This is a genomic window from Isoptericola sp. AK164, from assembly GCF_029643425.1.
Taxonomy (GTDB): domain Bacteria; phylum Actinomycetota; class Actinomycetes; order Actinomycetales; family Cellulomonadaceae; genus Isoptericola; species Isoptericola haloaureus.
The window spans coordinates 1,284,188-1,310,332 of record NZ_CP119106.1 but is presented as its reverse complement, the minus strand read 5'-3'; the positions used below and the strand labels follow the sequence as shown (position 1 = coordinate 1,310,332).

At 72.7% G+C, this 26,145-nt stretch carries 24 protein-coding genes; 9 read left to right on the top strand and 15 right to left on the bottom strand.

Annotated elements, in window-relative coordinates; all coding sequences use genetic code 11:
• Positions 1-285: 285 nt before the first annotated feature.
• Complete coding sequence (locus tag PO879_RS05975) at positions 286-2,943, top strand: hypothetical protein (protein ID WP_278237004.1); 2,658 nt, start codon at positions 286-288, stop codon at positions 2,941-2,943.
• 59 nt (positions 2,944-3,002) lie between these two features.
• Positions 3,003-3,764, top strand: a complete 762-nt coding sequence (ddaH, locus tag PO879_RS05970) for a dimethylargininase (protein WP_278237003.1) — start codon at positions 3,003-3,005, stop codon at positions 3,762-3,764.
• 5 nt (positions 3,765-3,769) lie between these two features.
• On the opposite strand, the gene PO879_RS05965 is transcribed toward ddaH, so the two are convergent.
• Together PO879_RS05965 and PO879_RS05960 are read right to left on the bottom strand one after the other, a co-directional pair.
• Positions 3,770-4,204: a hypothetical protein gene (locus PO879_RS05965; RefSeq protein WP_278237002.1), complete on the bottom strand. Its 435-nt coding sequence runs from the start codon at positions 4,202-4,204 to the stop codon at positions 3,770-3,772.
• A gap of 88 nt (positions 4,205-4,292) precedes the next feature.
• Positions 4,293-4,934 (bottom strand): TetR/AcrR family transcriptional regulator, encoded by a 642-nt coding sequence (locus tag PO879_RS05960; protein WP_278237001.1) that lies wholly within the window; start codon positions 4,932-4,934, stop codon positions 4,293-4,295.
• Positions 4,935-5,018: 84 nt separating this feature from the next.
• Between PO879_RS05960 and PO879_RS05955 the strand changes: the two genes are divergently transcribed.
• The 4 genes from PO879_RS05955 to PO879_RS05940 all read left to right on the top strand — a co-directional run bounded on the left by PO879_RS05955 (position 5,019) and on the right by PO879_RS05940 (position 9,399).
• The gene (locus tag PO879_RS05955; protein WP_278237000.1) at positions 5,019-5,966 is read left to right on the top strand and encodes an NAD(P)-dependent alcohol dehydrogenase; all 948 of its coding nucleotides are present in this window, start codon (positions 5,019-5,021) and stop codon (positions 5,964-5,966) included.
• Between the two features lie 142 nt (positions 5,967-6,108).
• On the top strand, positions 6,109-6,801 hold the full coding sequence (locus tag PO879_RS05950; protein WP_278236999.1) for a histidine phosphatase family protein: 693 nt from the start codon (positions 6,109-6,111) through the stop codon (positions 6,799-6,801).
• A gap of 93 nt (positions 6,802-6,894) precedes the next feature.
• Entirely contained in the window at positions 6,895-7,947 is a 1,053-nt protein-coding gene (locus tag PO879_RS05945) for an alcohol dehydrogenase catalytic domain-containing protein (protein WP_278236998.1), read from the top strand.
• Positions 7,948-8,241: 294 nt separating this feature from the next.
• A complete protein-coding gene (locus tag PO879_RS05940; protein ID WP_278236997.1) occupies positions 8,242-9,399 on the top strand; it encodes a magnesium and cobalt transport protein CorA in 1,158 nt (385 codons plus the stop codon).
• Between the two features lie 9 nt (positions 9,400-9,408).
• Here PO879_RS05940 and PO879_RS05935 read toward each other — a convergent pair whose 3' ends face one another.
• A complete protein-coding gene (locus PO879_RS05935; protein WP_278236996.1) occupies positions 9,409-9,855 on the bottom strand; it encodes a cold shock domain-containing protein in 447 nt (148 codons plus the stop codon).
• A gap of 103 nt (positions 9,856-9,958) precedes the next feature.
• On the opposite strand from PO879_RS05935, the gene PO879_RS05930 reads away from it, so the two are divergent.
• Positions 9,959-11,176: an AI-2E family transporter gene (locus tag PO879_RS05930; RefSeq protein WP_278236995.1), complete on the top strand. Its 1,218-nt coding sequence runs from the start codon at positions 9,959-9,961 to the stop codon at positions 11,174-11,176.
• 57 nt (positions 11,177-11,233) lie between these two features.
• Here PO879_RS05930 and PO879_RS05925 read toward each other — a convergent pair whose 3' ends face one another.
• A complete protein-coding gene (locus tag PO879_RS05925) occupies positions 11,234-12,022 on the bottom strand; it encodes an alpha/beta hydrolase (RefSeq protein WP_278236994.1) in 789 nt (262 codons plus the stop codon).
• A gap of 57 nt (positions 12,023-12,079) precedes the next feature.
• Here PO879_RS05925 and PO879_RS05920 point away from each other — a divergent pair, with 57 nt between their 5' ends.
• Positions 12,080-12,574, top strand: coding sequence for a YbaK/EbsC family protein (locus PO879_RS05920; RefSeq protein WP_278236993.1), 495 nt, complete (start codon positions 12,080-12,082; stop codon positions 12,572-12,574).
• 88 nt (positions 12,575-12,662) lie between these two features.
• On the opposite strand, the gene cofE is transcribed toward PO879_RS05920, so the two are convergent.
• The 3 genes from cofE to PO879_RS05905 are packed head-to-tail and all read right to left on the bottom strand — an operon-like array spanning position 12,663 to position 15,405.
• Positions 12,663-13,484, bottom strand: coding sequence for a coenzyme F420-0:L-glutamate ligase (gene cofE / locus PO879_RS05915; RefSeq protein ID WP_278236992.1), 822 nt, complete (start codon positions 13,482-13,484; stop codon positions 12,663-12,665).
• Positions 13,481-14,491, bottom strand: a complete 1,011-nt coding sequence (locus tag PO879_RS05910; RefSeq protein ID WP_278236991.1) for a TIGR03557 family F420-dependent LLM class oxidoreductase — start codon at positions 14,489-14,491, stop codon at positions 13,481-13,483. The genes cofE and PO879_RS05910 overlap by 4 nt, the downstream gene beginning before the upstream one ends.
• Before the next feature lie 20 nt (positions 14,492-14,511).
• Complete coding sequence (locus tag PO879_RS05905) at positions 14,512-15,405, bottom strand: bifunctional helix-turn-helix transcriptional regulator/GNAT family N-acetyltransferase (RefSeq protein WP_278236990.1); 894 nt, start codon at positions 15,403-15,405, stop codon at positions 14,512-14,514.
• A gap of 110 nt (positions 15,406-15,515) precedes the next feature.
• On the opposite strand from PO879_RS05905, the gene valS reads away from it, so the two are divergent.
• Positions 15,516-18,293 (top strand): valine--tRNA ligase, encoded by a 2,778-nt coding sequence (valS, locus tag PO879_RS05900; protein WP_278236989.1) that lies wholly within the window; start codon positions 15,516-15,518, stop codon positions 18,291-18,293.
• Positions 18,294-18,395: 102 nt separating this feature from the next.
• On the opposite strand, the gene PO879_RS05895 is transcribed toward valS, so the two are convergent.
• From PO879_RS05895 to PO879_RS05860, 8 genes are all read right to left on the bottom strand, one after another.
• Complete coding sequence (locus PO879_RS05895; RefSeq protein WP_278236988.1) at positions 18,396-19,637, bottom strand: hypothetical protein; 1,242 nt, start codon at positions 19,635-19,637, stop codon at positions 18,396-18,398.
• A gap of 168 nt (positions 19,638-19,805) precedes the next feature.
• Positions 19,806-20,183 carry a chorismate mutase gene (locus PO879_RS05890; RefSeq protein ID WP_278236987.1) on the bottom strand — a complete coding sequence of 126 codons (378 nt, stop codon included), beginning with the start codon at positions 20,181-20,183 and terminating at the stop codon, positions 19,806-19,808.
• 106 nt (positions 20,184-20,289) lie between these two features.
• Positions 20,290-21,555 (bottom strand): ATP-dependent Clp protease ATP-binding subunit ClpX, encoded by a 1,266-nt coding sequence (clpX, locus tag PO879_RS05885; protein WP_278236986.1) that lies wholly within the window; start codon positions 21,553-21,555, stop codon positions 20,290-20,292.
• A 156-nt stretch (positions 21,556-21,711) separates the two neighbouring features.
• Positions 21,712-22,425, bottom strand: coding sequence for an ATP-dependent Clp protease proteolytic subunit (locus PO879_RS05880; RefSeq protein ID WP_278236985.1), 714 nt, complete (start codon positions 22,423-22,425; stop codon positions 21,712-21,714).
• Between the two features lie 49 nt (positions 22,426-22,474).
• A complete protein-coding gene (locus PO879_RS05875; RefSeq protein ID WP_278237464.1) occupies positions 22,475-23,095 on the bottom strand; it encodes an ATP-dependent Clp protease proteolytic subunit in 621 nt (206 codons plus the stop codon).
• Between the two features lie 189 nt (positions 23,096-23,284).
• On the bottom strand, positions 23,285-24,718 hold the full coding sequence (gene tig, locus PO879_RS05870) for a trigger factor (RefSeq protein WP_278237463.1): 1,434 nt from the start codon (positions 24,716-24,718) through the stop codon (positions 23,285-23,287).
• Between the two features lie 231 nt (positions 24,719-24,949).
• Complete coding sequence (locus PO879_RS05865) at positions 24,950-25,537, bottom strand: XRE family transcriptional regulator (protein WP_278236984.1); 588 nt, start codon at positions 25,535-25,537, stop codon at positions 24,950-24,952.
• Between the two features lie 70 nt (positions 25,538-25,607).
• A complete protein-coding gene (locus PO879_RS05860) occupies positions 25,608-26,138 on the bottom strand; it encodes a DUF4190 domain-containing protein (RefSeq protein WP_278236983.1) in 531 nt (176 codons plus the stop codon).
• Positions 26,139-26,145 lie beyond the last annotated feature (7 nt).

The window sequence follows — 26,145 nt, the reverse complement described above, 5'->3', positions numbered from 1 at the left end:
GGGCGCCCGGTGACCAGTACCGGCCCGCGATTCACCTCACGCGCCGATCTGGTCGGCAGCTCGTCGTCGGATCGGCACTTCGAAGTGCCGATCCGACGACGAACTGCCGACGCCACGACCCATGGTCGGGACCACCCGACACCTCGCACCCTCGGCCTTGCTGGTATACGGTTTCCAGAGGCGACCTTGAATCGATTTACCGTCGCCGTGCGACGACACCGAGGTAGTCGCACGCCGGGCCGACGGCGGCCCGGCAGCACGTCAGGACACCGATGGAGGACGACGTTGTCACCCACACGCCGCACACACCCCCACCGATCACCCCGCCCCACGATCGCGATCGCGGCCGCCGCCGCGGTCGCCCTCGCGCCGCTCCCGCTGGCCACCAGCGCCGCGGCGGACACCTCCGACCCGACCACCGCCGTCGACCAGCGTTTCGACTTCGGCTCCACCGGCTCGCCCGTGGCCGACGGCTACACCCGCGTCGCACACACCACCTTGTACGACGACGGCGCGGGCTACGGTCTGTCCCGGCAGGTCGCCGTCCGCGACCGCGGGGCACCCGACGACCTGCGCCGCGACTTCACGGTCGGCACCACGACCTTCTCCACCGACGTCCCGGACGGCACCTACTGGGTGACCGTCACCAGCGGCGACCACATCGCCGGCAACTACACCGAGCTCACGGTCGAGGGCGAGGACCAGGGCACGCTCGAGGCCGGCGCCTCGGAGTACGCCACGTGGGCCCAGGCCGTCGAGGTCACCGACGGTCGCCTCGACCTGGACGTCGCTCGCGACGGCCGCCTCAACGGCGTCACTGTCTCCTCCCAGCTCCCGCCGACCAACCTGGTCTCGGACGTCGAGGTCGACGGCACCGCGGTCGAGGTCGACCTCACCTGGGACGCTCCGGCGGACGCCGCGTCCTATACCGTCTACCGGAGCACCAACGGCGGCGACGCTGAGCAGGTCGGCACCGCCACCGAGGCCGCCTTCACGGACGCCGACGACGTGATCCGCCTGGGCGACACCCTCACCTACACGGTCACCCAGACCAACGCGGCGGGCACCGAGTCCGGCCCGTCGCAGCCGCTGGAGATCGAGGCGGCGGACGAGGAGCAGGATCCGCCGTCGGCCCCGACGAACCTGCGCGTCGAGGGCGAGGAGGACGCCACCACGTCGACCCTGCGCTGGGACGCCGTCGACGGCGCCGTCGCCTACGACGTCTACCGCACCGACCACGTCGCCCACTCCTGGCAGCTCCTGGAGCGCACGGAGGACACCGCGAGCGCCCTGGACGTCGGCTACGGCACCGAGTGCTGCTTCACCTGGACCTACCAGGTCCGGGCGGTCGGCGCGGGTGGCATCTCCGACCCCTCGGAGAACACCACGCTGGAGCAGATGATCGGCACGAACACGGTCGCCGAGATCGACACCAGCGTCGCCGGCGACGGCGCCCGTCCGTGGTTCGGCGACCTGACCGGCGACGGCCGGCCCGAGATCATCATGGTCCAGCCGCACCACATCAACGCCGGCGCGCTGTACACCGGCCCGATGGTCGCCTCCATGACCGCATTCACCGCCACGGGCGAGCAGCTCTGGCAGATCGGCGAGGTGGACCCGGACGGGCGCAACAACAGCCAGGACATCCCCGCCCAGGTCGTCGACACCGACGGCGACGGTGACCTGGAGGTCGTGGCCGTGATGTACCCGGACGGGGACACCGGGGCCGAGGGTCGCTTCTACGTGTTCGACGGCGCCACCGGCGAGCACGTGCGCGACTTCGCCCTGCCGACGCCGGAGGCGCACGACGCCATCGTGTTCGTCGACGCCGACGGCGAGGGCCACCCGGACGAGATCCTCGTCAAGAACCGCTACTCGAAGGCGTGGCTGCTGGAGTCCGACGGCACCGTCATCTGGGAGCACGAGGGCAACACGGGGCACTACCCGTGGCCCTACGACTTCGACGGCGACGGCCGTGACGAGATCATGATCGGCTACGACATGGTCGACGCCGACGGCAACCTGCTGTGGAGCGCGGAGCTGCCCGACCACGCCGACACCATCTGGGTGGCGGACATCGACTCCGACGGCACCGCGGACGTGCTGCTCGGCGGCGCCTCGACGTCGGCCCACCGCTGGGACACCGGCGAGACGATCTGGGTCAACGACGACACCGTCGAGTCCCAGAACATCATGGTCGGCGAGTACCGCACCGATCTGCCGGGGCTGGAGACGTTCGGCCTGGACCGCATCAACCGGTCCTCCAACGGCCTGGACGGGCTGTTCATGATCGACGCCCAGGGCGAGACGGTCTGGGCCGAGGAGCGGCAGACCCGCGGCTGCTACGGCACGATCCCCGAGCCGATCCACAACTGGACCGGCGACGGCACCGACCAGATCATGGTCTGGAACCGCGGGTGCGGCGAGCCCACGGGCATCTACTCCGGCGACGGCGAGTTCGTCACCGAGCTGGACGACGCGCGTCTGTGGCACGTGGACATCTGCGGCGACGACAAGGAGGAGGTCGTCGAGTACGTCCAGGGCGAGTGGCTCGAGATCGAGGCCAACGGCCCCTGCGACCTGGACGCCAAGGTCACCGGCGAGCAGCGTCCGCAGTCCCCGCGGGAGTACAACTTCACGCGGTACACCGCGGGCGAGACGCCGGTGGCGGCCGTCGTCACCGGTCAGCCGTCGGACGTGACCACACGGCCGGGCCGGCAGGCCACCTTCACCGCCGACGCGGTCGCGGCCACGGGCTACCAGTGGCAGCGTCTCGTCGACGACGAGTGGACCGACCTGGACGGGGAGACGACGGCGGAGCTCACCGTCGTCGCCGCACCCCCGTTCGCCGGGGACTACCGCGTCCTCGTGGACGGTCAGACCGGCGCACGACCGACGGCGTCGGAGCCGGCGACGCTGACCGTCGAGGTCGGCGCACCCTGACCGGACTCGCCGCGCCCGCGAGGGTCCCCTCGCGGGCGCGGCGACGGTACGGTCACCCCATGCCCGGCACCCTGCTCGTCCGTCCGCCCTCGCCCCGCCTCGCCGAGGGCGAGCTGACCCACCTCGACCGCGTCCCGGTCGACGCCGACCTGGCCCGCCGCCAGTGGCAGGAGTACACGAGGCGGTACGCCGACCGCGGCTGGCAGCTCGTCGAGCTCCCCGCCGCGGACGAGCACCCGGACGGCGTCTTCGTCGAGGACGCCGTCGTGGTCTTCGACGACCTCGCCGTGCTCACCCGCCCGGGCGCGGAGTCCCGCCGGGGCGAGGTCGCCAGCATGCGCCCCGTCGTCGAGTCCCTCGACCTGGAGGTCGCGGCGATCGAGGCCCCCGGGACCCTGGAGGGCGGCGACGTCCTCCAGGTCGGCCGCACGGTCTACGTGGGCCGCTCCAGCCGCACCGACGACGACGGCGTGGCCCAGCTCCGCGCGCTCCTGGAGCCGCGCGGATGGCAGGTCGTGCCGGTGCCGGTCACCCGGGTGCTGCACCTCAAGAGCGCCGTCACGGCGTTGCCGGACGGCACCGTGATCGGCCACGAGCCGCTGGTCGAGGCGCCCGAGCTGTTCGAGCGGTTCGTGCCGGTCCCCGAGGCCGAGGGGAACGCCGTCGTCGTCCTCGACGAGGGCACGGTGCTGCTGTCCGCGAGCGCCCCGCGCACGGCCGAGCTGCTGCGGGACCGCGGCCTGGAGGTCGTCACCACCCCGGTGACGGAGTTCGAGAAGCTCGAGGGCTGCGTCACCTGCCTGTCCGTGCGGGTGCGCTGAGCGGCTCAGGCCGGGGTGAGCGGCTCGGTGAGCAGGTCGCGCAGCGGGACGCACCCGCTGGTGAGGTAGGACGCCGCGGCGAGCCGGTGCCGCAGCGAGGCCACGAGCTGGTCGTGGCGGGCCACGGCGGCAGACCGGTCGGCGAAGGACTCCTCGACCACGGTCTCGTCGGTGAGCAGCAGCGTGGCGGGGGTGTCGTCGTCGGCGTCCGCGGGCAGCACGTACCCCAGGGGATGGACGCTGACCCGGTAGATGCGGGGCGCCTCGTCCACGCGCTCCTCGCGGTCGGTCCCGACCCAGCGCGCCTCGACGACGTAGTCGGCCCCGACGAGCGTCTGCGCGACGCACCGGTCCTCCGTGTGCCACATGACCGCCCACCGCGCCTCGGAGACGGGCATGCCGTCCAGGTCGTAGTAGCGCGGTCCGCTGTCCATGCTCATGGCGGCTCCAGGTCGACGTGCCGGTCCGGGAACCGTAACCGGACGGACCGCCGTGGGGAACCCCTTGCCGACGACGGGCTCGCGGAGGTCAGTCCCCGCCGAGCCGACGCTCGAGGCCGTCCAGGATCAGCTCGAGGCCGTCGTCGAACTGGTCGGCGAACCGGTAGTCGCCACCCATGACGATCTCGTCGACCATCTCGGCGAGGTGGGGATGGTCGCCCACGGGCAGGTCGACGTCCGCCACGAACGCGCCGGCCTCTCCCGCGGCGTCGAACGGGAGCCTCTGCTCGGTCAGCACGAATCCGTAGACGTAGGAGTCGATGGCGGCGAACGCCTGGCTCGCCAGCGCGACGGAGAACCCGCCGGCCCGCAGGCACCCGAGCACGGTGTCGTGGTGGTGCAGCAGGGCTGGGCCGGGCGTGCGCCGCGACTCCACGAGGCCGAGCGCCCAGGGGTGCGCCGCCAGCACGGTCCGCGCCGAGGCGGCGCGGGCCGCCATCGCCGGTCGCCACGGGTCACCCACGACGGGCAGTTCGATGCGGGCGAACACCCAGTCGGCGAGCTGGTCGAGCAGGGCTTCCTTGTTCGCGACGTGGTGGTAGAGCGACATGGCCTCGACACCGAGGCGCCGTCCGACGTTGCGCATGCTGACGGCCGCCAGCCCTCCGTCGTCGGCGACGCCGGCAGCAGCGTCGAGAATCTTCTCGCTGGTCAGCGCGACACGCGCCATGCATCCTCCCGGGACCCTTGCCAACCTTACGATCGTAAGTCTACAGTGTGGACGTCCAGCCTTACACCCGTCAGGGAGAACGTCATGCGCGCAGCACTCGTCCAGCAGTACGGTCCGCCCGACGTCGTCCGCGTCGCCGACGTCTCCGCGCCCACGCCAGGCCGGGACGAGGTGCTCGTGCGGGTCCGCGCCGCGGCCGTCACGGTCGCCGACGCCCGCATCCGCGGGTCCCGGTTCCCCCGGGGGTTCCGCCTCCTCGCCCGGCTCGCCCTGGGGGTCCGCCGGCCGCGCCGCCCGATCCTCGGCGGCGTCTACTCCGGTGTCGTCGAGCAGGTCGGCCCGGACGTCACGACTCTCTCCCGGGGCGACGAGGTGGCGGGGATGACCGGCACCCGGATGGGCACCCACGCCGAGCTCGTCGTCGTGCCCGCCGACCGCGCCGTCCCGAAGCCCGACGGCGTCAGCCACGAGGACGCCGCGGCCGTGCTGTTCGGCGGCACCACGGCGCTGCACTACCTGACCCGGCGAGCCGAGGTCGGCCCCGGCACGTCCGTGCTCGTGGTCGGCGCGTCGGGCGCCGTCGGCACCGCGGTCGTCCAGCTGGCCGCCCACCGGGGCGCCACGGTCACCGGGGTGGCGAGCGCGGCCAACCTCGACCTGGTCCGGCGGCTCGGTGCCCACCACGTCGTCGACTACAGGACCACACCGGTGCAGGAGCTCACCGGTCGCTACGACGTGGTCGTCGACGTCGTCGGCGCACTGAGCACCCGGGCCGGGCGACGCCTGCTCACCGACGACGGCGTCCTGCTGCTGATCACGGGCACGTTCGGGCAGTCGCTGACGTCCGTCGGCCGGGTGCGCTCCGGCCCCGCGCCGGAGAAGCCGCAGGACGTCGCCGAGCTGCTCCGCCTCGTCGCCGAGGGAGCGCTGACACCGGTCACCGAGTCCGTCGTCGGGCTGGACGACGTCGCTGCCTCGCACGCCCGGATCGACACCGGACACAAGGTCGGCAACATCGTGCTCACGCCGTGAGGGACCCTGGAGCGGAGAGCCCAGCCACCCGGGCTCGGTAGACGCCCGGTGGCCCACCGCCGTGCACCGCGAGGTCACCCGGAGTCCACCCACCGGGTCTAGGGTCATGGCGAGACACACGCGACGAAAGGTCACCTCGACGATGACCCTCACCCTCACGCTCGTCCGCCACGGGCAGACGACCCTCAACGCCCGCCGCCACCTGCAGGGCGCCTGCGACTCCCCGCTGACGCGGACGGGCCGTGCCGGTGTCCGGGTCACGGCCCAGCACCTGGCCGACCAGTCGTTCGACGCCGTCTACTCCTCCCCGCAGGGCCGGGCGGTCCAGACGGCCGCGGAGATCCTCAAGCACCACCCCGACCAGCGGCTGCGCATCGACGAGGGCCTGCGCGAGCTGTCGTTCGGCAGCTTCGAACGGCGGCCCGAGCACATCCTCGACGCCGAGGTGCCGTGGGCGGAGCTCGTCCCCGCGATGCTCGCGGGGACCCACCCGGGCGTCGGCGGCGGGGAGTCCGGCGGCGACTTCATGCACCGGGTCCGCGGCACCTTCCGGCGCATCCTCGCCGAGCACGCGACGGCGCCCGCGGGTGCCTCGCACGGAGCGGCAGCGCCCAGCACGGCGCGCGTCCTCGTCGTCGGGCACGGGCTGACGCTCGCCGCCTACCTGTGGACCGTCGACCCGTCCGGGCTCACCGCGCTGCCGAACGCCTCCGTCTCGACCGTCGAGGTGTCCGACGGCGCAGCCCGCGTCGTGCGCGCGGGCGTCGACGTCGCGGGCCACGGCGCCGTGGCGGCGCGCCCCGCCCCGGCACCCGCGGCGGCCGCCGCACGCTGAGATCCGGTCGCGCACCGGCGTCGGACCCGGCGTGCGATCATCGCGACATGCCTGCCGTCGCCCGGATCCGCCAGATCGCCGAGGAGGTCTGAGATGCGCGCCGTCGCCTACGACGCCTTCGGCGGTCCCGTCACCGTCCGTGAGCTGCCCGAGCCCGTCGCGCCCGACGGCGGCGTGGTGGTGCGCGTGCACGCCACGGGGCTGTGCCTGAGCGACTGGCACGGCTGGGCCGGCCACGACGGCGACATCACCATGTTTCCGCACGTGCCGGGTCACGAGCTGGCCGGCACGGTCGCCGCCGTCGGCGCCGGCGTGCGGCGGTGGAGGGTCGGCGACCGCGTCACCACGCCGTTCGTCTGCGGCTGCGGACGCTGCGCGTGGTGCCGGGCGGGCGACGCCCAGGTCTGCCCCGACCAGACCCAGCCCGGGTTCACCCACCACGGCTCCTGGGCCGAGCTCGTGGCCCTGCACGCGGCGGACACCAACCTCGTCGCGGTGCCCAACGACGTCACCGACGCCACCGCGGCGGCCCTCGGCTGCCGCTTCGCCACCGCGTTCCGCGCCGTGGCGCACCGCGCCCGCGTGCGCGCCGGTGAGCAGGTCACCGTCGTCGGGGCCGGCGGCGTCGGCCTGAGCGCCGTCATGGTCGCGGCCGCCCGCGGGGCCCAGGTGATCGCCGTCGACCGCGACCCCGCCGCGCTGGAGGCCGCTCGCCGCGCCGGGGCCGAGCACACCCTCCTGACCGACGGCACCGACGGCACCGACGTCACCACCGCGATCCACGACCTGTCCGACGGCGGCACGCACGTCGCGCTCGACGCCGTCGGCTCGCCGGACACCTGCGCGACGGCGATCGGTGCGCTGCGTCGCCGGGGCCGGCACGTGCAGGTCGGCCTGCTGCCCGCCGTCGAGGGCCGCCCGCCGGTGGCGATGGACCGGGTCATCGCGCTCGAGCTGGACGTGCTGGGCTCGCACGGCATGTCCGCGGCCGACTACCCGGCGATGATGGGGCTCGTCGGCGACGGGACGCTGCGTCCGCAGGACCTCCTCGACGGCGTCGTGGACCTCGAGGCGGCGGCCGACCTGCTGCCGCGGATGCGCGAGCGCAGCACGGCGGGCATCACGGTCTGCGACCCGCGCCGCTGAGTCGGTGACGCAGGCCACGACCCGGCTCCCGGGCGCCGTGATCAGCGCCGGAGTAGACTGACCCCGGCCAGCAGCCGGCGGCCGGAACGCCGCCCGACGTCGAAGGAGGTACCGCGCATGACCCGCAGCGAGCCTCCCAGTAGTCCGAGCCGCGACTGACCCGGCTCCACACGACCTGCCCAGCGTCGGGCGGGTGATGCCGCTGTCCCCGAGCACCTCCGCCAGGACGAACTCGTCGTCAGTCGCGGGATCCAGCACGCAGACCACCGTTCCTGCACGCCTGGGAGTCCCCTCATGGCCTTCAGCTCCAACCGTTCGGTCCGTACCCGCCAGATGCTGGGCGCGCTGCGCCCGCGTCGACCCGGCACGCAGCAGGCGCCGGGATACCCGGAGAACGAGCCGACGCCCCCCACCCCGATCCGCCCGCGCTCGGCGATGGTGGCCGCCGCCGTCTACGACGACGAGGGCCACCGCAGCGCGAGCTTCACGCGGCTCGCCGACGCCTTCCGTGCCCTGCGCTCCACCCCCGGCGGCATGGCGTGGATCGGCCTCGAGCGCCCGGACGAGCACGAGCTCGCCGCGCTGGCCCGCGAGTTCGACCTGCACCCGCTGGCGATCGAGGACGCGATCCAGGCGCACCAGCGCCCCAAGATCGAGCGCTACGGCGAGACGCTCTTCGTCGTGCTGCACGCCGCGCGCTACCTGGACTCGATCGAGGAGGTGGAGTTCTCCGAGCTCCACCTGTTCGTCGGCCCCGACTTCGTGGTCTCGGTGCGGCACGGGGACTCCCCCGACCTCAGCGCCGTGCGCGCGCGGCTGGAGTCGACGCCGCAGATGCTCGCCCGCGGCCCCGAGGCCGCGCTGTACGCGATCATGGACCGCGTCGTGGACGACTACGCACCCGTCGTCTCCGGCCTGGACTACGACATCGACCAGATCGAGGGCGAGGTCTTCTCCGGCGACGCCCACGTCTCGCGGCGCATCTACGAGCTGTCCCGCGAGGTCGTCGACTTCCAGCGCGCGGTCCGCCCGCTGCAGAACGTCTGCCTGTCCCTGGCCAAGGGCGCCGAGAAGTACGGCGTCGACTCCGAGCTCCAGGCCTACCTGCGCGACGTCGCCGACCACCTCATCGAGGTCGCCGAGTCCGTGGAGACCTACCGTGTCGCGCTGCGCGACATCCTCACGGTGAACGCCACCCTCGTGGCCCAGCGGCAGAACGAGGAGATGACGCACCTGACCGAGGTGTCCATCAGGCAGGGCGAGGAGGTCAAGAAGATCTCCGGCTGGGCGGCCATCCTGTTCGCCCCGACCCTCGTCGGCACGGTCTACGGCATGAACTTCGACGTGATGCCCGAGCTGCACTGGGCCTGGGGCTACCCGGTGGCGCTCGTGCTCATGGTCGGCGTCTCCGTCAGCCTGTTCGCCGTCTTCCGCTGGAAGAAGTGGATCTGACCCTCGTCGTCAGGCGTCCAGCCAGCCGTGCCGCCGGGCGACCTGCTCGACGGCGGTGCGCACCGCCAGCACCTGGCGTGCGGTGAGGTCCCCGACCGCCGCGAGCAGCTTCTCGGTGACCTCGGTGCGCAGCTCGGCGGCCGAGAGCACGTCCGCGTAGCCGTCGTGGTGCCCCTCCGGCGCGGACGACGGCGGCGCGGCGTGCTCGCGCGACGGGCCGCCGCCCATCGCCGCCTGCACCGCCTCGGCCACCGGGGAGGAGATCAGCGAGGCGCTCAGCGCGCGCGGCCCCCGCTCGCCCATCTCGTGGGTGAAATCCACGACGGTGCCGACCGCCAGGAGCGACTTGTCGAAGTCGAGGTCGTTCACGTGGAGGAACACGTCCTCGTCGAGCTCGTCCGCCGCGACGAAGGCGTATCCCTTGACCGCGTCGTACCGCACCACGTCACCACGCACCGCGCACCGTCCCTGTGTCGTCGGGCAGCCTCTGACCGCAGCATAACCACGCGGGCCGCGACTTGACGGGCGAAGTGCCATCCCACGCCGCTAGGGTCGCCCCGTGACGTCGACACCCGCGACCCAGGCCAGCAGCACCCGTCCCCCGCACGATCCGCACCCACCGACCCCCGGGACGACCGGGCTGTCCCCGGCGGCGCGCACCCTGCTCGCCCTGGCCTGCGGCGTGCTGGTGCTCGCGGGCATGGCCGCGGCGGCCGAGGTGCTGGCACCGCTGTTCCTGGCGGCCGTCATCGTGATCATCTGCCACCCGGTCCGGTTCCCGCTGCTGGCGCGGGGATGGCCGAGCTGGCTGGCCACCACGACCGTCATCCTGGTCGCCTACCTCATCCTGGCGGCCCTGGTGGGCATGCTCGTCTGGTCCGGGTTCCGGTTCGCGGCGCTGGTACGGGAGTTCCTCCCCCAGCTCAGCGAGTCCGTGGCGCAGATCCAGGGGCAGCTCGCCGCCGCGGGTCTCGACACCCAGATCGCCGAGGCCGTCACGGGGTGGTTCCAGCCGTCCAACATCCTGGCGCTCGCGGGCGGCGTCAGCTCGGTCGCGCTGGGCATCGGCACGGCGTTCTTCTTCGTCCTGGCCTACGCCGTGTTCATGGCGGCCGACGCGGGTCGCTACTCCACGGCGTCGCAGCACTTCGGCGTCTCGCGCGCGGGGGCCATCGACCGCGCCACCCGGTTCAGCAGCGGGGTGCGGCGGTACTACGTCGTCAACGCCTCGTTCGGCGCCGTCGTGGCGGTCGTGGACGGCGTCGCGCTGTGGCTGCTCAACGTCCCCGGCGCCGCCATCTGGGCGATCCTGGCGTTCGTCACCAACTTCGTGCCGAACATCGGGTTCATCCTCGGCCTGGTGCCGCCCGCCATCATGGCCTTCGTCGTCGGCGGCTGGCAGCTCGCGCTGGCGGTGGTCGCGGTCTACTGCGTGGTCAACGTGGTGCTGCAGGTGTTCGTCCAGCCGAAGTTCGTCTCGGACGCCGTGTCGCTGTCGCTGACGCTCAGCTTCGTCTCGGTCGTCTTCTGGACCTTCGTCATCGGCCCGCTCGGCGCGATCCTGTCCATCCCGCTGACGCTGCTCGTGCGGGCGCTGCTGCTGGAGGGCGACCCGCGCAACGCGTGGTTGCGGTGGCTGTCGGGAGACGACGTCGAGCCCGCCGAGGAGGACTCGCACGCCCGGGACGCCGTCGGCCGCCGGGAAGCCGACCACGACGAGGAGCCGACGGCGGACGGCGGCCTCGACGGCGAGCCGGCCGGCGAGCACGGTCGCTGACCGACCGGGATCGTCGGCCCCGGTGCGTCCCGGGGCCGACGGCCCGCTCGCGGGCGCTCAGGTCTCGTCGCGCACGAACCGCACGATCTGGTCGGCCATCGCGCCGACGTCCCAGGTGTGGTCGGCGCCGGCGATCTCGCGCTCGGTGCCGCGGGTCACGGCGCCGACGACGCGGCGCGCCGCGACGGGCATCTCGTCGAAGGTGCTCGTGCCGTAGGTCGCCAGGACCGGGACGGCCAGCTCACGCAGCAGGTCGGCCTCGATGAGGTCGGTGGCACGCACCAGGGCCTGGCCGTCCGCACGCTGGCTGATGGACGTGCGGGCGATCTGCTCGAAGTCCGGCGAGGCGCGCAGCCCCTCCAGCCACTCGGCCGGCATGTCCTTCATGTACTGCTCGAGGGCGCCGACGTAGTCCTCGGCGTCCAGTCGCTGCTCGAACTCGGTGATCCACGCGACGGTGTCCTCCGCGGACCGCGCGAGCGGTGCCTCCCAGAGCACGAGTCCGGACACCGGCAGCTCGGCGTCCGCGGCGCACAGGGCCAGCGCTGCCCCCGAGGAGTGGCCGACCAGCACCGCCGGGGCACCGGCGGCGTCGATGACGGCGTGCAGGGCGGACAGCTCGCGGTCGAGGTCGAGCACACCCTCGGCCGGGCTGTCACCACGCCCGAGCCGGTCGTAGACGACAGCGGTCAGGCCCTGCTGCGCACAGCGCACGGCCGTCTCGGTCGTCACCGGGTCGATCGCCCGGAACGGGCCGGCCCCCGCGACGAACACCACCGCGGGTCCCTCGCCGTCGCGGTCGAACCCGACCCGGTCTCCGGCCACGCTCGTCACGTGGTGGGTCATCTCCGTCTCCTTCCCGCCGGGTGATCGACCCGGTCGCCACGGCTATATTGCAGCACCATGAGCTCCCCGACGACTTCACACCCCGCCGTCGAGCAGGTCCGTGCCGCGCTGGTCGAGGCCGGAGCCACGGACGCGGCGCACGGGATCCGCTGGTTCGACGACGCCGTGACCACCGCCGCGGCGGCGGCCGACGCCCTGGGCGTCGAGGTCGCCGCGATCGCCAACTCGCTCGTCTTCACCCTCGACGACACCCCGGTGCTGGTGCTGACCTCCGGCGCGCACCGCGTGGACACCGCGTTCCTCGGCGACCGCCTCGGCGGTCGGGTCGGGCGCGCGTCCAAGGAGGTCGTCAAGGAGGCCACCGGACAGGTGATCGGCGGCGTGGCGCCGGTGGGGCACCCCGCTCCGGTGCGCACGGTGGTGGACACGGCCCTGGCCGACCTCGACGTCGTCTGGGCGGCCGCCGGGCACGCCCGGACGGTGTTCCCCACGACCTTCGACGAGCTGGTGCGTCTCACCGGCGGGCAGCCGTCGCCGGTCACGCCGGACTGACCGCCGGTCCTCCGCAGAGGGTTCGGTCGTCCGGGACGAGTTCGGTCCGTCCTCCGACCGCACGCGTCCCGGACGACCGACGCGAGGACTAGCGGTTCGCGCGACCGTCGGCGACTCCCCGCGCGTAGGCCTCCGCGCTGCCCTCGCGGAACAGGTCGTCGGGCCCCGTCCGCACCAGGACCCGGGCACCCGGGCCGTCGCCGTCCGGCCCGGTCCCCCCGCGCACGAACCGGGACAGCCCGCGCGCCACCGCCACGGCCCGGCCGGAGGCCTTGCCGCGCACCAGCTCCGAGGCCGCGGCGATCTCGTCGGCCACCGCGGTCACCGTGACCGAGATCGGCCGCCCGTGCGAGTCCACGCCGCCGCGCAGGTCGTCGACCACGCGCATCCCGGCGGCGCCGATCGCGACGTCGGTCACGCCGTCGCGCCACGGGCGGCCCGCGGTGTCGGTGACGACGACGGCGAGCCGGTCGAGACCGAACCGGTCCCGCAACGCGGCCCGCACCGTCCGCGCCGAGGCGTCCGGGTCCTCGGGCAGCAGCAGCACCGTGCCGTCCGGCGTGTTCGAGGCGTCCACCCCGGCCGCGGCCATCACGAGGCCGAGCCGGTTCTCCACGATGCGCAGGGGCGGCAGCCCGTCGGGCCGCTCCCGGGTGGCCACGACCCGCACGGTCTCGTCGGTGATCGCCTGCTCGCGGTCGGTGGCGCGCACGACGCGGCCCTCGGCCTTGGACACGATCTTGGAGGTCACCACGACGACGTCGCCCTCGGCGAGCGGGTCGCCGGAACCCTCCGCGTCACGGGCGAGCAGGTCGCCGACCAGCGCCGCGAGGTCGTCGCCGGGACGGACCTCACCCAGCCCGGCCGGCGCCCACAGCGTCAGGCGGGCGCCGTCGAGGACTGCCGTCACCGGACCAGCTTCGGCAGCACCTCGCGGCCGAAGACCTCGATCCACTCCTTCTGGTTCCGGCCCACGTTGTGCAGGTAGATGCGGTCGAAGCCGAGGTCGACGTACTGCTGGATGGCCTCGCGGTGCTTGTCGGGATCCGCGGAGACCACCATCCGGCCGGAGAAGTCCTCGGGGCGGACGAGCTTGGCCATCTGGGCGAAGTCGTGCGGCGAGCGGATGTCGGCCTTGGGGAACTTCATGCCGCCGTTCGGCCACTCGGTCATGGCGTTGGCCATGGCCTCCTCGTCGGTCTCGGCCCAGGACATGTGCACCTGCAGGACCTTCGGCATCGTCGAGGCGTCCCGGCCGGACTCCTTGACGCCGGCCTCGAACCGTCCGAACAGCATCTCGATCTTCTCCAGCGGCGCCCCGACGGTGATCAGGCCGTCGGCGTGCTTGCCGGCCCGCTTGGCCGTGATCGGCCCGGCGGTGGCCACGAGGATCTCCGGCGGGACCTCGGGCATGGTCCACAGCCGGGTGGACTCCATCTTGTAGAACTGCCCGGAGTGCTTGACGTCCTTGCCGTCGACACCGGAGGCGAAGAGCTTCTTGATGATGTCGATGGCCTCGAACATGCGGTTGATGCGCTCCGGCGCCTCGGGCCAGTAGCCGGCCGTGACGTGCTCGTTGAGCGCCTCGCCCGAGCCCAGGCCGAGCCAGTGCCGGCCCGGGTACATCGCGGCGAGGGTCGCCGAGGCCTGCGCCACCATCGCCGGGTGGAACCGGAAGGAGGGGCACGTCACGCCGGGGCCGAGGTCCCCGCGGGTGCGCTCGCCCAGGGCGGTCAGCACGTTCCAGACGAACGCGGCCTCCCCCTGCTGCGGGACCCACGGCTGGAAGTGGTCGGCGGCCATGACGCCGTCGAAGCCGTGCTCCTCGGCGTAGGCGGAGTAGTCGACCACGTCGGTCGGGTGGAACTGCTCGAGCATCGCGGCGTAGCCGACGGTGAGGTCCTTCGAAGCTGCCATGTCCCGACCCTACGCCGCCCTCAGGTGAGGTCCTTCGCGAAGAAGTGCGTGGCGTGCGGGTTGTCGTTGTACCGCTCGACCTGCCGGTAGCCGGCCCGCTCGTACATCGCGATCGCCTCGGTGAGCGCGGCGTTCGTGTCGAGGTGGACGACGGCGTGCCCGAGCTCGCGCGCGAGCTCCTCCAGTCGGCGCAGCAGCCGGGACCCGAGCCCGGCGCCGCGCCAGGCGTCGTCGACCCACATCCGCTTGATCTCCGCGCCGCCGTCGGCGAGCGCCTGGACCCCGCCGCACGCGACGGGTGCGCCCGCGGAGGTGGCGACGACGAACGCGCCGTGCGGCGGGGCGAGCCGTCCGGCGTCGGCGGCGAGCTCGGCCTCGACGTCGAACGTGCCCGCGCCCCCGATCCGTGTCCCGACCTCGGTGAGGTAGGCGGCGACGGCACGCCGCGCGAGGGGCGCGGTCGGCGCCACCGTCTCCAGCTCGACGGTGGCGGCGCGCACGAGCAGGTCGGCCTCGGCCAGCGCCGCGGACAACCGGGCGCGCTGACGCTCGGTGAGCGGGTCGACGAGGCGGTGGGCACGCTCGGCGGAGCGCCGCTCGAGCTCGTCCCAGGTCCGGCGGCCGGCGGCCGTCAGGGCCACGCGGCGCCGACGCCGGTCGACCGGGTCGGGTCCGAGCGCGACGAGACCGTCGTCCTCCAGCCGGCGCAGCAGCCTGCTCAGGTACCCCGAGTCGAGCCCGAGGCGTGCGCGCAACGACCGGGTCGTGCCCGGTTCGACGCCGATCTCGTAGAGCAGCCGGGCGGTGCCGAGCGGCATCCCCAGCCCGAGGAAGGACTCCTCCAGCGCACCCACCCGCTGGGTGTAGCCGCGGTTGAACCGGCGCAGGACGTCGACAGGATCTGACACGCTCATTTCGCTGACTCTAGTCAGAGAAATTGCGGTGGCGCCAGCCCGGCCGCCTGGACGTTCACGTGGTGAAAGCGCGTCCGCCCCTCCCGGGGGATCTGGGACAATGAGGCACCATGAGCGACTTCCCGAACCCCGGGGCGCCGACCGCGCCCGAGCAGACCTCCGCAGCGACCTCCGCGTCCGGCCCCGTAGCCGACGACGTCGTGCGCGCGGTGGTCCGGGAGGTACCGGACAGGGTCAGCACCGACGGCCTGGAGGAGAAGTTCGACGAGCGCTGGGCCGCCGAGCGCACGTTCGCCTTCGACCGCTCCGCCACGCGCGAGCAGGTCTACTCCATCGACACCCCGCCGCCGACCGTCTCCGGCTCGCTGCACGTGGGCCACGTGTTCAGCTACACCCACACCGACGTCGTCGCGCGCTTCCAGCGCATGCGCGGCAAGGAAGTCTTCTACCCGATGGGCTGGGACGACAACGGCCTGCCCACCGAGCGTCGCGTGCAGAACTACTACGGCGTGCGCTGCGACCCGTCGCTGCCCTACGACCCGGACTTCGTTCCCCCGCACCAGGGCACCGAAGGCAAGAAGGTCAAGCCCGGCGACCAGGTGCCGATCAGCCGCCGCAACTTCATCGAGCTGTGCGAGGAGCTGACCGCCGACGACGAGCGCCAGTTCGAGGAGCTGTGGCGCCGGCTCGGGCTGTCCGTGGACTGGTCGCAGACGTACCAGACCATCGACGCCACCTCGCGCGCCGCCTCGCAGCGGGCGTTCCTGCGCAACCTGCAGCGCGGCGAGGCCTACCAGGCCGAAGCCCCGGGACTGTGGGACGTCACCTTCCAGACGGCCGTCGCCCAGGCCGAGCTCGAGGCCCGCGAGTACCCCGGCCACTACCACCGCGTCGCGTTCCACCGCGCCGGTGACGGCGCGACCGGTGAGCCGGTGTACATCGAGACCACGCGGCCCGAGCTCGTGCCGTCCGTCGTGGCCCTCATCGCCCACCCGGACGACGAGCGCTACCAGCACCTGTTCGGCACCACCGTGACCTCGCCCCTGTTCGGCGTCGAGGTGCCGGTGCTCGCCCACCACGCCGCCGCCATGGACAAGGGCGCCGGCATCGCCATGTGCTGCACCTTCGGCGACCTCACCGACGTGCAGTGGTGGCGCGAGCTGCAGCTGCCCACGCGCTCCGTCATCGGCCGCGACGGCCGCCTGACCCGCGAGACCCCCGAGTGGATCGCGGGCGGCCCCGGCGCCGACCTGTACGCCGAGGGCCTCGCCGGCAAGACCGCGTTCAGCGCCCGCACCGCCGTCGTCGACGCGCTGCGCGAGTCCGGTGACCTGGACGGCGAGCCCTCGCCCACCCAGCGCATGACGAACTTCTACGAGAAGGGCGACAAGCCCCTCGAGATCGTCACCTCCCGCCAGTGGTACATCCGCAACGGGGGCCGCGCCTGGGAGCAGCGCGACCTGAAGGCCGAGCTGCTCGCGCGCGGCAAGGAGCTCGACTTCCACCCCGACTTCATGCGGGTGCGCTACGAGAACTGGGTCAACGGCCTCAACGGCGACTGGCTCATCTCCCGTCAGCGGTTCTTCGGCGTGGCCGTGCCGGTCTGGTACGGGCTCGACGAGCACGGCGAGGTGGACTACGACCGCCTCATCACGCCGTCCGAGGCCGAGCTGCCCGTGGACCCGACGTCGCAGGCGCCCGCGGGCTACACCGAGGACCAGCGCGGCGAGCCCGGCGGGTTCGTCGGCGACAACGACGTCATGGACACCTGGGCGACGTCGTCGCTGAGCCCCCTGATCGTCTCCGGCTGGGAGCGCGACGCCGACCTGTTCGACCGCGTCTACCCCATGGACCTGCGTCCGCAGGGCCAGGACATCATCCGCACCTGGCTGTTCTCCTCCGTGGTGCGCTCGCACCTGGAGTGCGGCGTGCTGCCGTGGAAGAACGCGGCCATCAGCGGCTGGATCCTCGACCCCGACCGCAAGAAGATGTCCAAGTCCAAGGGCAACGTCGTCACGCCGATGGACCTGCTCACCGAGCACGGGTCCGACGCCGTGCGCTACTGGGCGGCAGCGGCCCGCCTGGGCACGGACGCGGCTTTCGAGGTCGGCCAGATGAAGATCGGTCGCCGGCTGGCGATCAAGGTCCTCAACGCCTCCAAGTTCGCCCTGACCTTCGGCGTGGACCCCGAGTCCGGCGCCGGCGAGATCGTGCTCGACCCCGCCGCCGTCACCGTCGACCTGGACCGCGCCATGCTGGCCGGGCTGGCCGACGTCGTCGACCAGGCGACCGCCGCGCTCGAGTCGTACGACCACACGCGCGCCCTGGAGATCACCGAGTCCTACTTCTGGGCGTTCTGCGACGACTACCTCGAGCTCGTCAAGGACCGCGCCTACGGCGGCGACGGCGAGGTCTCGGCCGCGACGCTCTCGGCCCGCACCGCCCTGGCGATCGCCCTGGACGCGATGCTGCGGCTGCTGGCCCCGTTCATCCCGTTCGCCACCGAGGAGGTCTGGTCCTGGTGGCGCACCGGGTCCGTCCACCGGGCCCCGTGGCCGACGGCGCAGCCGCTGCGGGACGCGTCCGCCGACGTCGACCCGACCGGCCTCACCGCGGCCGGCCACGCCCTGGCGGCGCTGCGCAAGCTGAAGTCGGCCGCCAAGGTCTCCATGAAGACCCCGGTCCTGTCCGGCACCGTCGCGGTCCCGGCGCACCTGCTGCCGGGCGTCGAGTCCGCCATGGTGGACCTGCGCGGCGCGGGCCGCGTCACCGGCCCCCTGGAGCTCGTCGAGGCGACCGACGGCCAGGGCGACCCCGACGTCCAGGGCGGGATCGTCGTCGTCGAGCACGAGCTGGGTGAGCCGCCGGCCAAGAAGCCGCGCGGCTGACACCGCCCCGACCCGGCGACAGGGAGGGTCGCGGCACGATCGCGTACTTCGCGATGGACGATCGTGCCGCGACCCTCCCCGTCGCCTTTCTCGTGCGTCGTCCTAGTGAGCCGCCGAGACACGACCGTCGTCGCCGCTCATGGTGGCGGCCGACTCGTGCGGTGTCCCGCCGTCGTGCCAGCGCAGCGTGGCCCCGACACCGTCCCGGAGCTCGACCGAGCCCTCCGGGGCGAAGACGAGCCCGGCGTCCTGCCCGATGGCGGCACGCAGCAGCGCGGTCGCGGCCGGCAGCTCCTCGAACTCGCCGACGCCCTCGAGCTCGGCCCGCGAGGCGGCGATGTGCATCGGGTCGGGCCCGACGAACAGCTGGAAGCCGTTGAGCAGACCGCCCAGCCCGGGCTCCTCGACCGAGCCGTCGACCCAGGCGTGCAGGGCACGGGCCGCGTCGTCGGCCAGCTCCTCGGAGAGCACCAGCTGCTTGACCTGGCCGCGCGCCAGGACCTGGGCGACGTCACCGATGCTGGTCACCGCTCCCGCCTCGCGGCCGAGCCCCTCGCGCAGCTCTGCCAGGACCTGCTCGCGACGGCGTTCGCGGAACGAGTCGAGAGCGTCCGCGACGGACTCCGCGAAGGGGCCCACGTGGACGCCGTCGTCGCGACCCCCGCCCGGCACCTCCACGGTGACCTGGGCGGCCTGCTGACCGAGCGCGTCCCGCACCATGTGCACGGCCCGCACGTCGCCGGTGATCAGCACGATCTCCGGGCGGCGTTCGGCCACGCGCCGGTCGATCTCGCCGGCCACCGCCTCGGCGTTGCGGTGCCACGAGTCCTCGGCGCGCGACTCGATCACCGACCGCTTGGTCGACGTGCTGGACGTCTTGGAGATCTCGTCGTCCGGCCCCTCGAAGGTCTCCTTCTCGCCGACGGGACGCCCGTCGGAGCCCACCGCGAAGAAGTCGGCCCCGGAGCGGTCGATGGCCACGCAGAGCGCGTCGACCTCCTCGTCGGCCGACCGTGCCGCCTGCAGCAGGCTCGGGACGCGGTGCCAGACCCCCGCCATCACCGGCGGCGGCTCGCGCAGGACCCGGTCGACCAGCACCCCCTCGTCGTCGGCGATGAGCACTCGGCCGTGCGGGCCGTGCACCCACGTCGGGCGGTCCACGGAGGCGTCCAGGTCGCTCAGAACGGTGTCCGTGGCGCCCTGCTTGGCGAGCGAGCGGCGCACGGAACGCCACCGGTTCGCCACATCCTTGTCGCCGGCCTCGACCGATCGCGTCGCGTCCAGGTAGACCGTCGCGAACGGGCCGGGGTGTCCGACCAAGGGCTTGAGCCAATCGATCTTCATGCAGATCTCCCTCGCGTCCGTCGGCTGTGAGACTCCAGCGTGCGACGGATCGCCGGTCGGCGCATCCCCGCTGGGCACAGGGTCGCGCGACCTCGGAGGACGCGGCGCCGCCCGGTGGCCGGGACCACCGGTGCGGACCGTGTCAGCGGCTCAGAAGCCGGAACCCCTTCAACTGTAGGTGTCCAGCGGGGGCACGTCCTCGGCCCGTCCGGCGGCGGCGTGCTCGGCGGCGATCCGCTCGTGACGGCGGATGACCTCGGAGACGATGAAGTGGCGGAACTGCTCGGCGAACTCGGGGTCCAGCCCGGCACCGGAGGCGATGGCCTTGAGCCGGTCGATCTGCTGGCGGTCTCGCTGGGGGTCCGCCGGCGGCAGGCCCTCGGTCGCCTTCAGCTCGCCCACGCGCTGCGTGGCGCGGAACCGCTCGGCCAGCAGGTGCACCAGCGCGGCGTCGATGTTGTCGATCGTGCTGCGCAGCCCGAGGATCTCGGTCGGCAGCGCCCGACCGGTCTCGGGCACGGGTGCTTCGTCGAAGGGCTCAGCCATGCCCACGATCCTACGGTCGCCACGCGCGCGACGGGCGCCCGCCCGCCATGTGGCCGTCCGCCGACCACACCAGGTCGGCGCACCCGTCGTCGGGCCGGGCGGGACGTCAGGCGGACTTGCGGTTGCGCACCGGTCCCGAGGACCGCGGCACGATCGTCGGGTTGACGTTCTCCTCGACGACCTCGCGGGTGATGACCACGCCTTCGACGTCGTCACGGCTCGGCACGTCGAACATCACCTGCTGCAGGACCTCCTCCATGATGGCCCGCAGCCCGCGGGCACCGGTCCCCCGCAGCAGCGCCTGCTCGGCGATCGCCTCGACCGCGTCGTCGGCGAACTCCAGGCGCACGCCGTCGATCTCGAACATCCGCTGGTACTGCTTGACCAGGGCGTTGCGCGGCTCGGTGAGGATGCGCACGAGCGCGTCGCGGTCCAGCGGCGAGACGGAGGCGATGACGGGCAGACGGCCGATGAACTCGGGGATGAGGCCGAACTTGTGCAGGTCCTCGGGGCGCACCTCGGAGAAGAGGTCGACGTCGGCGGTGGACTCCATCGGGGCGGAGAAGCCGATGCCGCGCTGGCGGGCGCGGGAGGCGATGATGTCGTCCAGCCCGGCGAACGCCCCGGCGACCACGAACAGCACGTTCGAGGTGTCGATCTGGATGAACTCCTGGTGCGGGTGCTTGCGCCCGCCCTGCGGCGGCACCGACGCGCTGGTGCCCTCGATGATCTTCAGCAGGGCCTGCTGGACGCCCTCGCCGGAGACGTCGCGCGTGATCGACGGGTTCTCGGCCTTGCGGGCCACCTTGTCGATCTCGTCGATGTAGATGATGCCCGTCTCGGCCTTCTTGACGTCGTAGTCCGCGGCCTGGATCAGCTTGAGCAGGATGTTCTCGACGTCCTCGCCCACGTAGCCGGCCTCCGTCAGCGCCGTCGCGTCGGCGATGGCGAACGGGACGTTGAGCATCTTGGCCAGCGTCTGCGCCAGGTAGGTCTTGCCGGTCCCGGTGGGCCCGATGAGCAGGATGTTGGACTTGGCGATCTCCACCGAGTCCTCGTCGTCCTTGGCCGGCGGGGGCGCCTGGACCCGCTTGTAGTGGTTGTAGACCGCGACGGCGAGCGCGCGCTTCGCGGGGTCCTGACCGATGACGTACTGCTCGAGGAAGTCGAAGATCTCCCGCGGCTTGGGCAGCTCGGTCAGCCCCAGCTCCGTCGTCTCACCGAGCTCTTCCTCGATGATCTCGTTGCACAGGTCGATGCACTCGTCGCAGATGTATACGCCGGGCCCAGCGATCAGCTTCTTGACCTGCTTCTGCGACTTCCCGCAGAAGGAGCACTTGAGCAGGTCTGCACCGTCACCGATTCGAGCCACCGCGGGCCTCCTTGTCTCGTGCGCGTCCTTCGACCATTCCACACCACACCGGCCCCGTTGTCAGCAGAGACGGCCCGGTGTGGCGCGACCCGGGTGCCGACCTCGTGGTCGGCACCCGGGTCGCGCGCGATGTCGTCACCGGTGGTCCCGGGGCTCTCAGGCCCGGATCTGACCCGGCTTGCGGGACTCGAGCACCTGGTCGACCAGGCCGTAGTCCTTGGCCTCGGCGGCCGTGAGGATCTTGTCGCGCTCGATGTCGTCGCGGATCTCCTCGACGTCCTTGCCGGTGTGCCGGGCCAGCGTCTCCTCGAGCCACTCGCGCATGCGGATGAGCTCGTTGGCGTGGATCTCGATGTCGGAGGCCTGGGCGTAGCCGCCGCCCTCCATCGCCGGCTGGTGGATCAGCACGCGGGCGTTCGGCAGCGCCAGGCGCTTGCCGGGCTCACCCGCGGCCAGCAGCACGGACGCGGCCGAGGCCGCCTGCCCGAGGCAGACCGTCTGGATCTGCGGCTTGATGAACTGCATCGTGTCGTAGAGCGCGGTCATCGCGGTGAACGACCCGCCCGGGGAGTTGATGTAGATCATCACGTCGCGGTCGGGGTCCTGGGACTCCAGGACGAGCAGCTGGGCCATGATGTCGTCGGCCGACGCGTCGTCGACCTGGACGCCCATGAAGATGATGCGGTCCTCGAACAGCTTCGTGTACGGGTCCTGGCGCTTGAAGCCGTAGGGCGTGCGCTCCTCGAACTGCGGGAGCACGTAGCGCGACGACGGGGCGCCGTGCGGCAGCGCGATCCCGCCCGGGCGGGCGGCGTCGCCGGCGAGACGCTCGGCCCGCATCGCGAACTGGTACTCGGCGGAGTGGCTCATGGTTCTCCTCGGTGGGAAGTCGTCAGGGGTCTCGATCGACCGGGTGGGGTCAGCTGGCGGTCGTGCCGCCGCCCCCGGACACCGAGGCAGCGTTGGCGACGACCCGGTCGACGAAGCCGTACTCGAGGGCCTCGTCCGCCGTGAACCAGCTGTCGCGGTCGTTGTCCTTGAGGATCTTCTCGAGCGGCTGGCCGGTCTGCTCGGCCGTGAGCTCCGCGAGCACCTTCTTCATGTGCATGATGAGCTGGGCGCCGATGCGGACGTCGGTGGCCGTGCCGCCGACGCCACCGGAGGGCTGGTGCATCAGGACCCGCGCGTGCGGGGTGATGTAGCGCTTGCCCTTGGCGCCCGAGGACAGCAGGAACTGCCCCATCGAGGCGGCCATGCCCATCGCGACCGTGGCGACGTCCGGCTGGATGAACTGCATGGTGTCGTAGATCGCCATGCCGGCCGTGATCGAGCCGCCCGGGGAGTTGATGTAGAGGTAGATGTCCTTGTCCGGGTCCTCCGCCGCGAGCAGCATCATCTGGGCGCAGATGGCGTTCGCGTTGTCGTCGCGCACCTCCGAGCCCAGCCAGATGATGCGCTCCTTGAGGAGCCGGTTGTAGATGGAGTCGTTGAGGCCGAAGCCCGGGCCGTCGGCGCGGGCCTCAGGTGCCGCTGAGCCCATCTGCAGCAGGTCGTTCACGTCCGTCTCCTTCGCTTCGCTGTCGCTCGACCCTAACGTGCAGGGCGTGCCCGCCGAGTCCCCGGAGCGCCCTGTTTCGCTGCAGGCGCACAGCGGCACGTCGCCGGGGACGACGACGGCCCGCACCCTCCGGGTGGAGGATGCGGGCCGTCGTCGTGCGGCGCGGTGGCGTCAGGCCTTGCCGGTCTCCTCGGCGGAGTCGCCGGACTCCGCGGAGTCCGGGGTGTCCGCCGACTCGGCCGACTCGCCGGACTCGGCCGACTCGCCGGACTCGGCGTCGGCGATCTCCGACTGCGCGGCCTCGGTGGCGGCGGCCGCGGCCTCGTCGTCCTCCTCGGACCCGATGAACTCGGTCAGGTCGACGACGTTGCCGTCGGCGTCCTTGACCTCGATGTCGCGCAGGGCCACGGCGAGCGCCTTGGACCGCGCGACCTCGCCGACCATGGCCGGGATCTGGCCGGACTGGTCGAGGGTCTGGATGAACTGCTGCGGCTCCATGCCGTACTGCTGGGAGGCCTGGACCAGGTACTCGATGAGCTCGCCCTGGCCGACCTGCACCTCGAGCTTCTCGGCGAGGGTGTCCAGCAGGATCTGGTTCGTGATCGCCTTGGTGGCGTCCGCGGTGACCTCGGTGCGGTGCTCGTCGTCCTCGAGACGACCCTCCTGCTCGAGGTGGCGGTGCACCTCGGCCTCGACGACGCCGGACGGCACCGGCACCTCGACGGCCTCGAGCAGCTTCTCCAGCAGGGCGTCGCGCGCGGCGACGGCCTGGTCGGAGGACTTGGAGGAGGCGACCTGCTGGCGCAGGTCGGCCTTGAGCTCCTCGAGGGTGTCGAACTCCGAGGCCATCTGGGCGAAGTCGTCGTCCGCCTCGGGCAGCTCGCGCTCCTTGACGGAGGTGGCGGTCACCGTGACCGTCGCCTCGGCGCCCTCGTGCTCGCCACCGGCGAGGTTGGTGGTGAAGGTGGTGGTCTCGTCCGCGGACAGACCGGTCAGCGCCTCGTCCAGACCCTCGAGCATGTTGCCAGCACCGATCTGGTAGGAGACGCCGGAGACGGAGTCGACCTCGTCCTCGCCGACCATGGCCTTGAGGTCGATGACGACGTAGTCGCCCTCGACGGCCGGGCGGTCGACGCCCACGAGGGTGCCGAACCGCTCGCGCAGCGAGTCGAGACGCTCGGCGACGTCCTCGTCGGAGACCTCGGTGGACTCCACGGTGAGCTCGATGGCGGACAGCTCGGGCAGCTCGAGCTCCGGGCGGACCTCGACCTGCGCGACGAACTCCAGCCGGCCCTCGCCGGCCTTCTCCGGGATGCCGGTGACCTCGACCTCGGGCTGGCCCAGCGGGCGCAGCTCCTCGGCGCTCACGGCGTCGCGGTAGAAGCCGGACAGGCCCTCGTTCACGGCGTGCTCGATGACGGCACCCCAGCCGATGCGCTGGTCGATGATGCGCGGGGGGACCTTGCCCTTGCGGAAGCCGGGGATGTTCACCTGCTCCGCGATGTGCTTGTAGGCGTGGTCGATGCTCGGCTTGAGCTCGTCGTACTCCACCTCGACGGTCAGCTTGACCTTGGTGGGCTCCAGGGTCTCGACGGCGCTCTTCACTTCGATGGTCTCCAACGTGTCGGGTGCGTGCGCGCGCGTCTTGCCGGAGCGGGCCGGCGCGGGATGGTGCGGCGCGGGATGCTTGCGATGCCTGTCGCCCGGCGTCCGCACGACGGGCGCACGGGCAACCCATCGATCATACGCCACGTGACGGAGCGCCGGGCACCGGCCCTCCGGTGGCGAACGCCACGGCGCCGACACCCCGCCGGTGCGCCGGCCGGGTGACGGCGCCTACCGGGACGACCGGGGTCGCACGCGCGTGTGGATGCGCTGCCCCTGCGGGCCGAAGAGACTGAGCAGCTCGACGGCCTCGTCACCGACGGGTCCGAACCAGTGCGGCACCCGGGTGTCGAACTCGGCGGCCTCCCCCGGGCCCATCTCGACGTCGTGGTGGCCGAGCACGAGGCGCAGTCGGCCCGCGAGCACGTAGAGCCACTCGTACCCCTCGTGCGTGCGCGGGTCGGGCCCGTCGGGCCGGGCGTCGGCGGTGAAGATCATCTTGTAGGCCGCCACGTCGGGGGCACCCGGCGTGAGCGCGATGGCGGTCACGCCGTCGGCGGTCTCGGGCTTGAGGTGCACGCGCGGGTCGCCGGTGGTCGGGGCGTCGACCAGGTCGTCGAGCGTCACGCCGTGCTCGCGGGCCAGGGGAAGCAGCAGCTCCAGCGAGGGCCGGCGCGCGCCGGACTCCAGGCGCGAGAGCGTGCTGATCGAGATGCCGGTGCGCTCGGAGACCGCCGCGAGGGTCGCCCCGCGGTCCTGGCGCAGCCTGCGCAGCCGCGGCCCCACCGAGTCGAGCGCCGTGCCCAGGTCGTCCACCACGGGACGAGTTTGCCAGCCCGGCAAGCCGTGCTGCAGCGCGCAGGTCCTTCTCGCCGGGTCCGGTGGGCGCTCAGTAGCCGACGGGCGCCGAAGACACCACGGCGAGGAAGAAGATCATCAGCGCGAGCGTCGCCGCCCCGACCCACCCGAGCACGACCCCGGCGATCGCCAGCCCACGACCGTCCTGCGGGGCGGAGGCCGGGGCCTTCTTGATCTGGCTCAGCGCCACGTACCCGAAGATCAGGGCCAGGACGCTCCCGACCCAGTAGAGCCAGAGGATGCCCAGCACCAGCGAGGCCACCGCCAGGCCGTTGGTCCGCCGCACCGGGTACGGCCAGGCGCCGTACGGCGGACCCGGCTGCGGCGCGGCCGGCCAGGCTCCGGCGGACGACGGATACGCGGCACCCGAGCCCTGCGGCACCGAGGACGGCGGCGGACCGGCGGCGTAGCCCGCCGGCGGGGCCGCCGGTCCGTACGGGTCGCCCGGCGCGGACGGCGGGGTCGGCGGCGTGGCCGACGAGGCCGGCGGCACCGGCTGCGTCGGGTGCTGCTGCGGGTGCTCGCCGCCCGGGGCGGCGTAGGGGTCGTTCGAGTCCGTCACGCTCTCG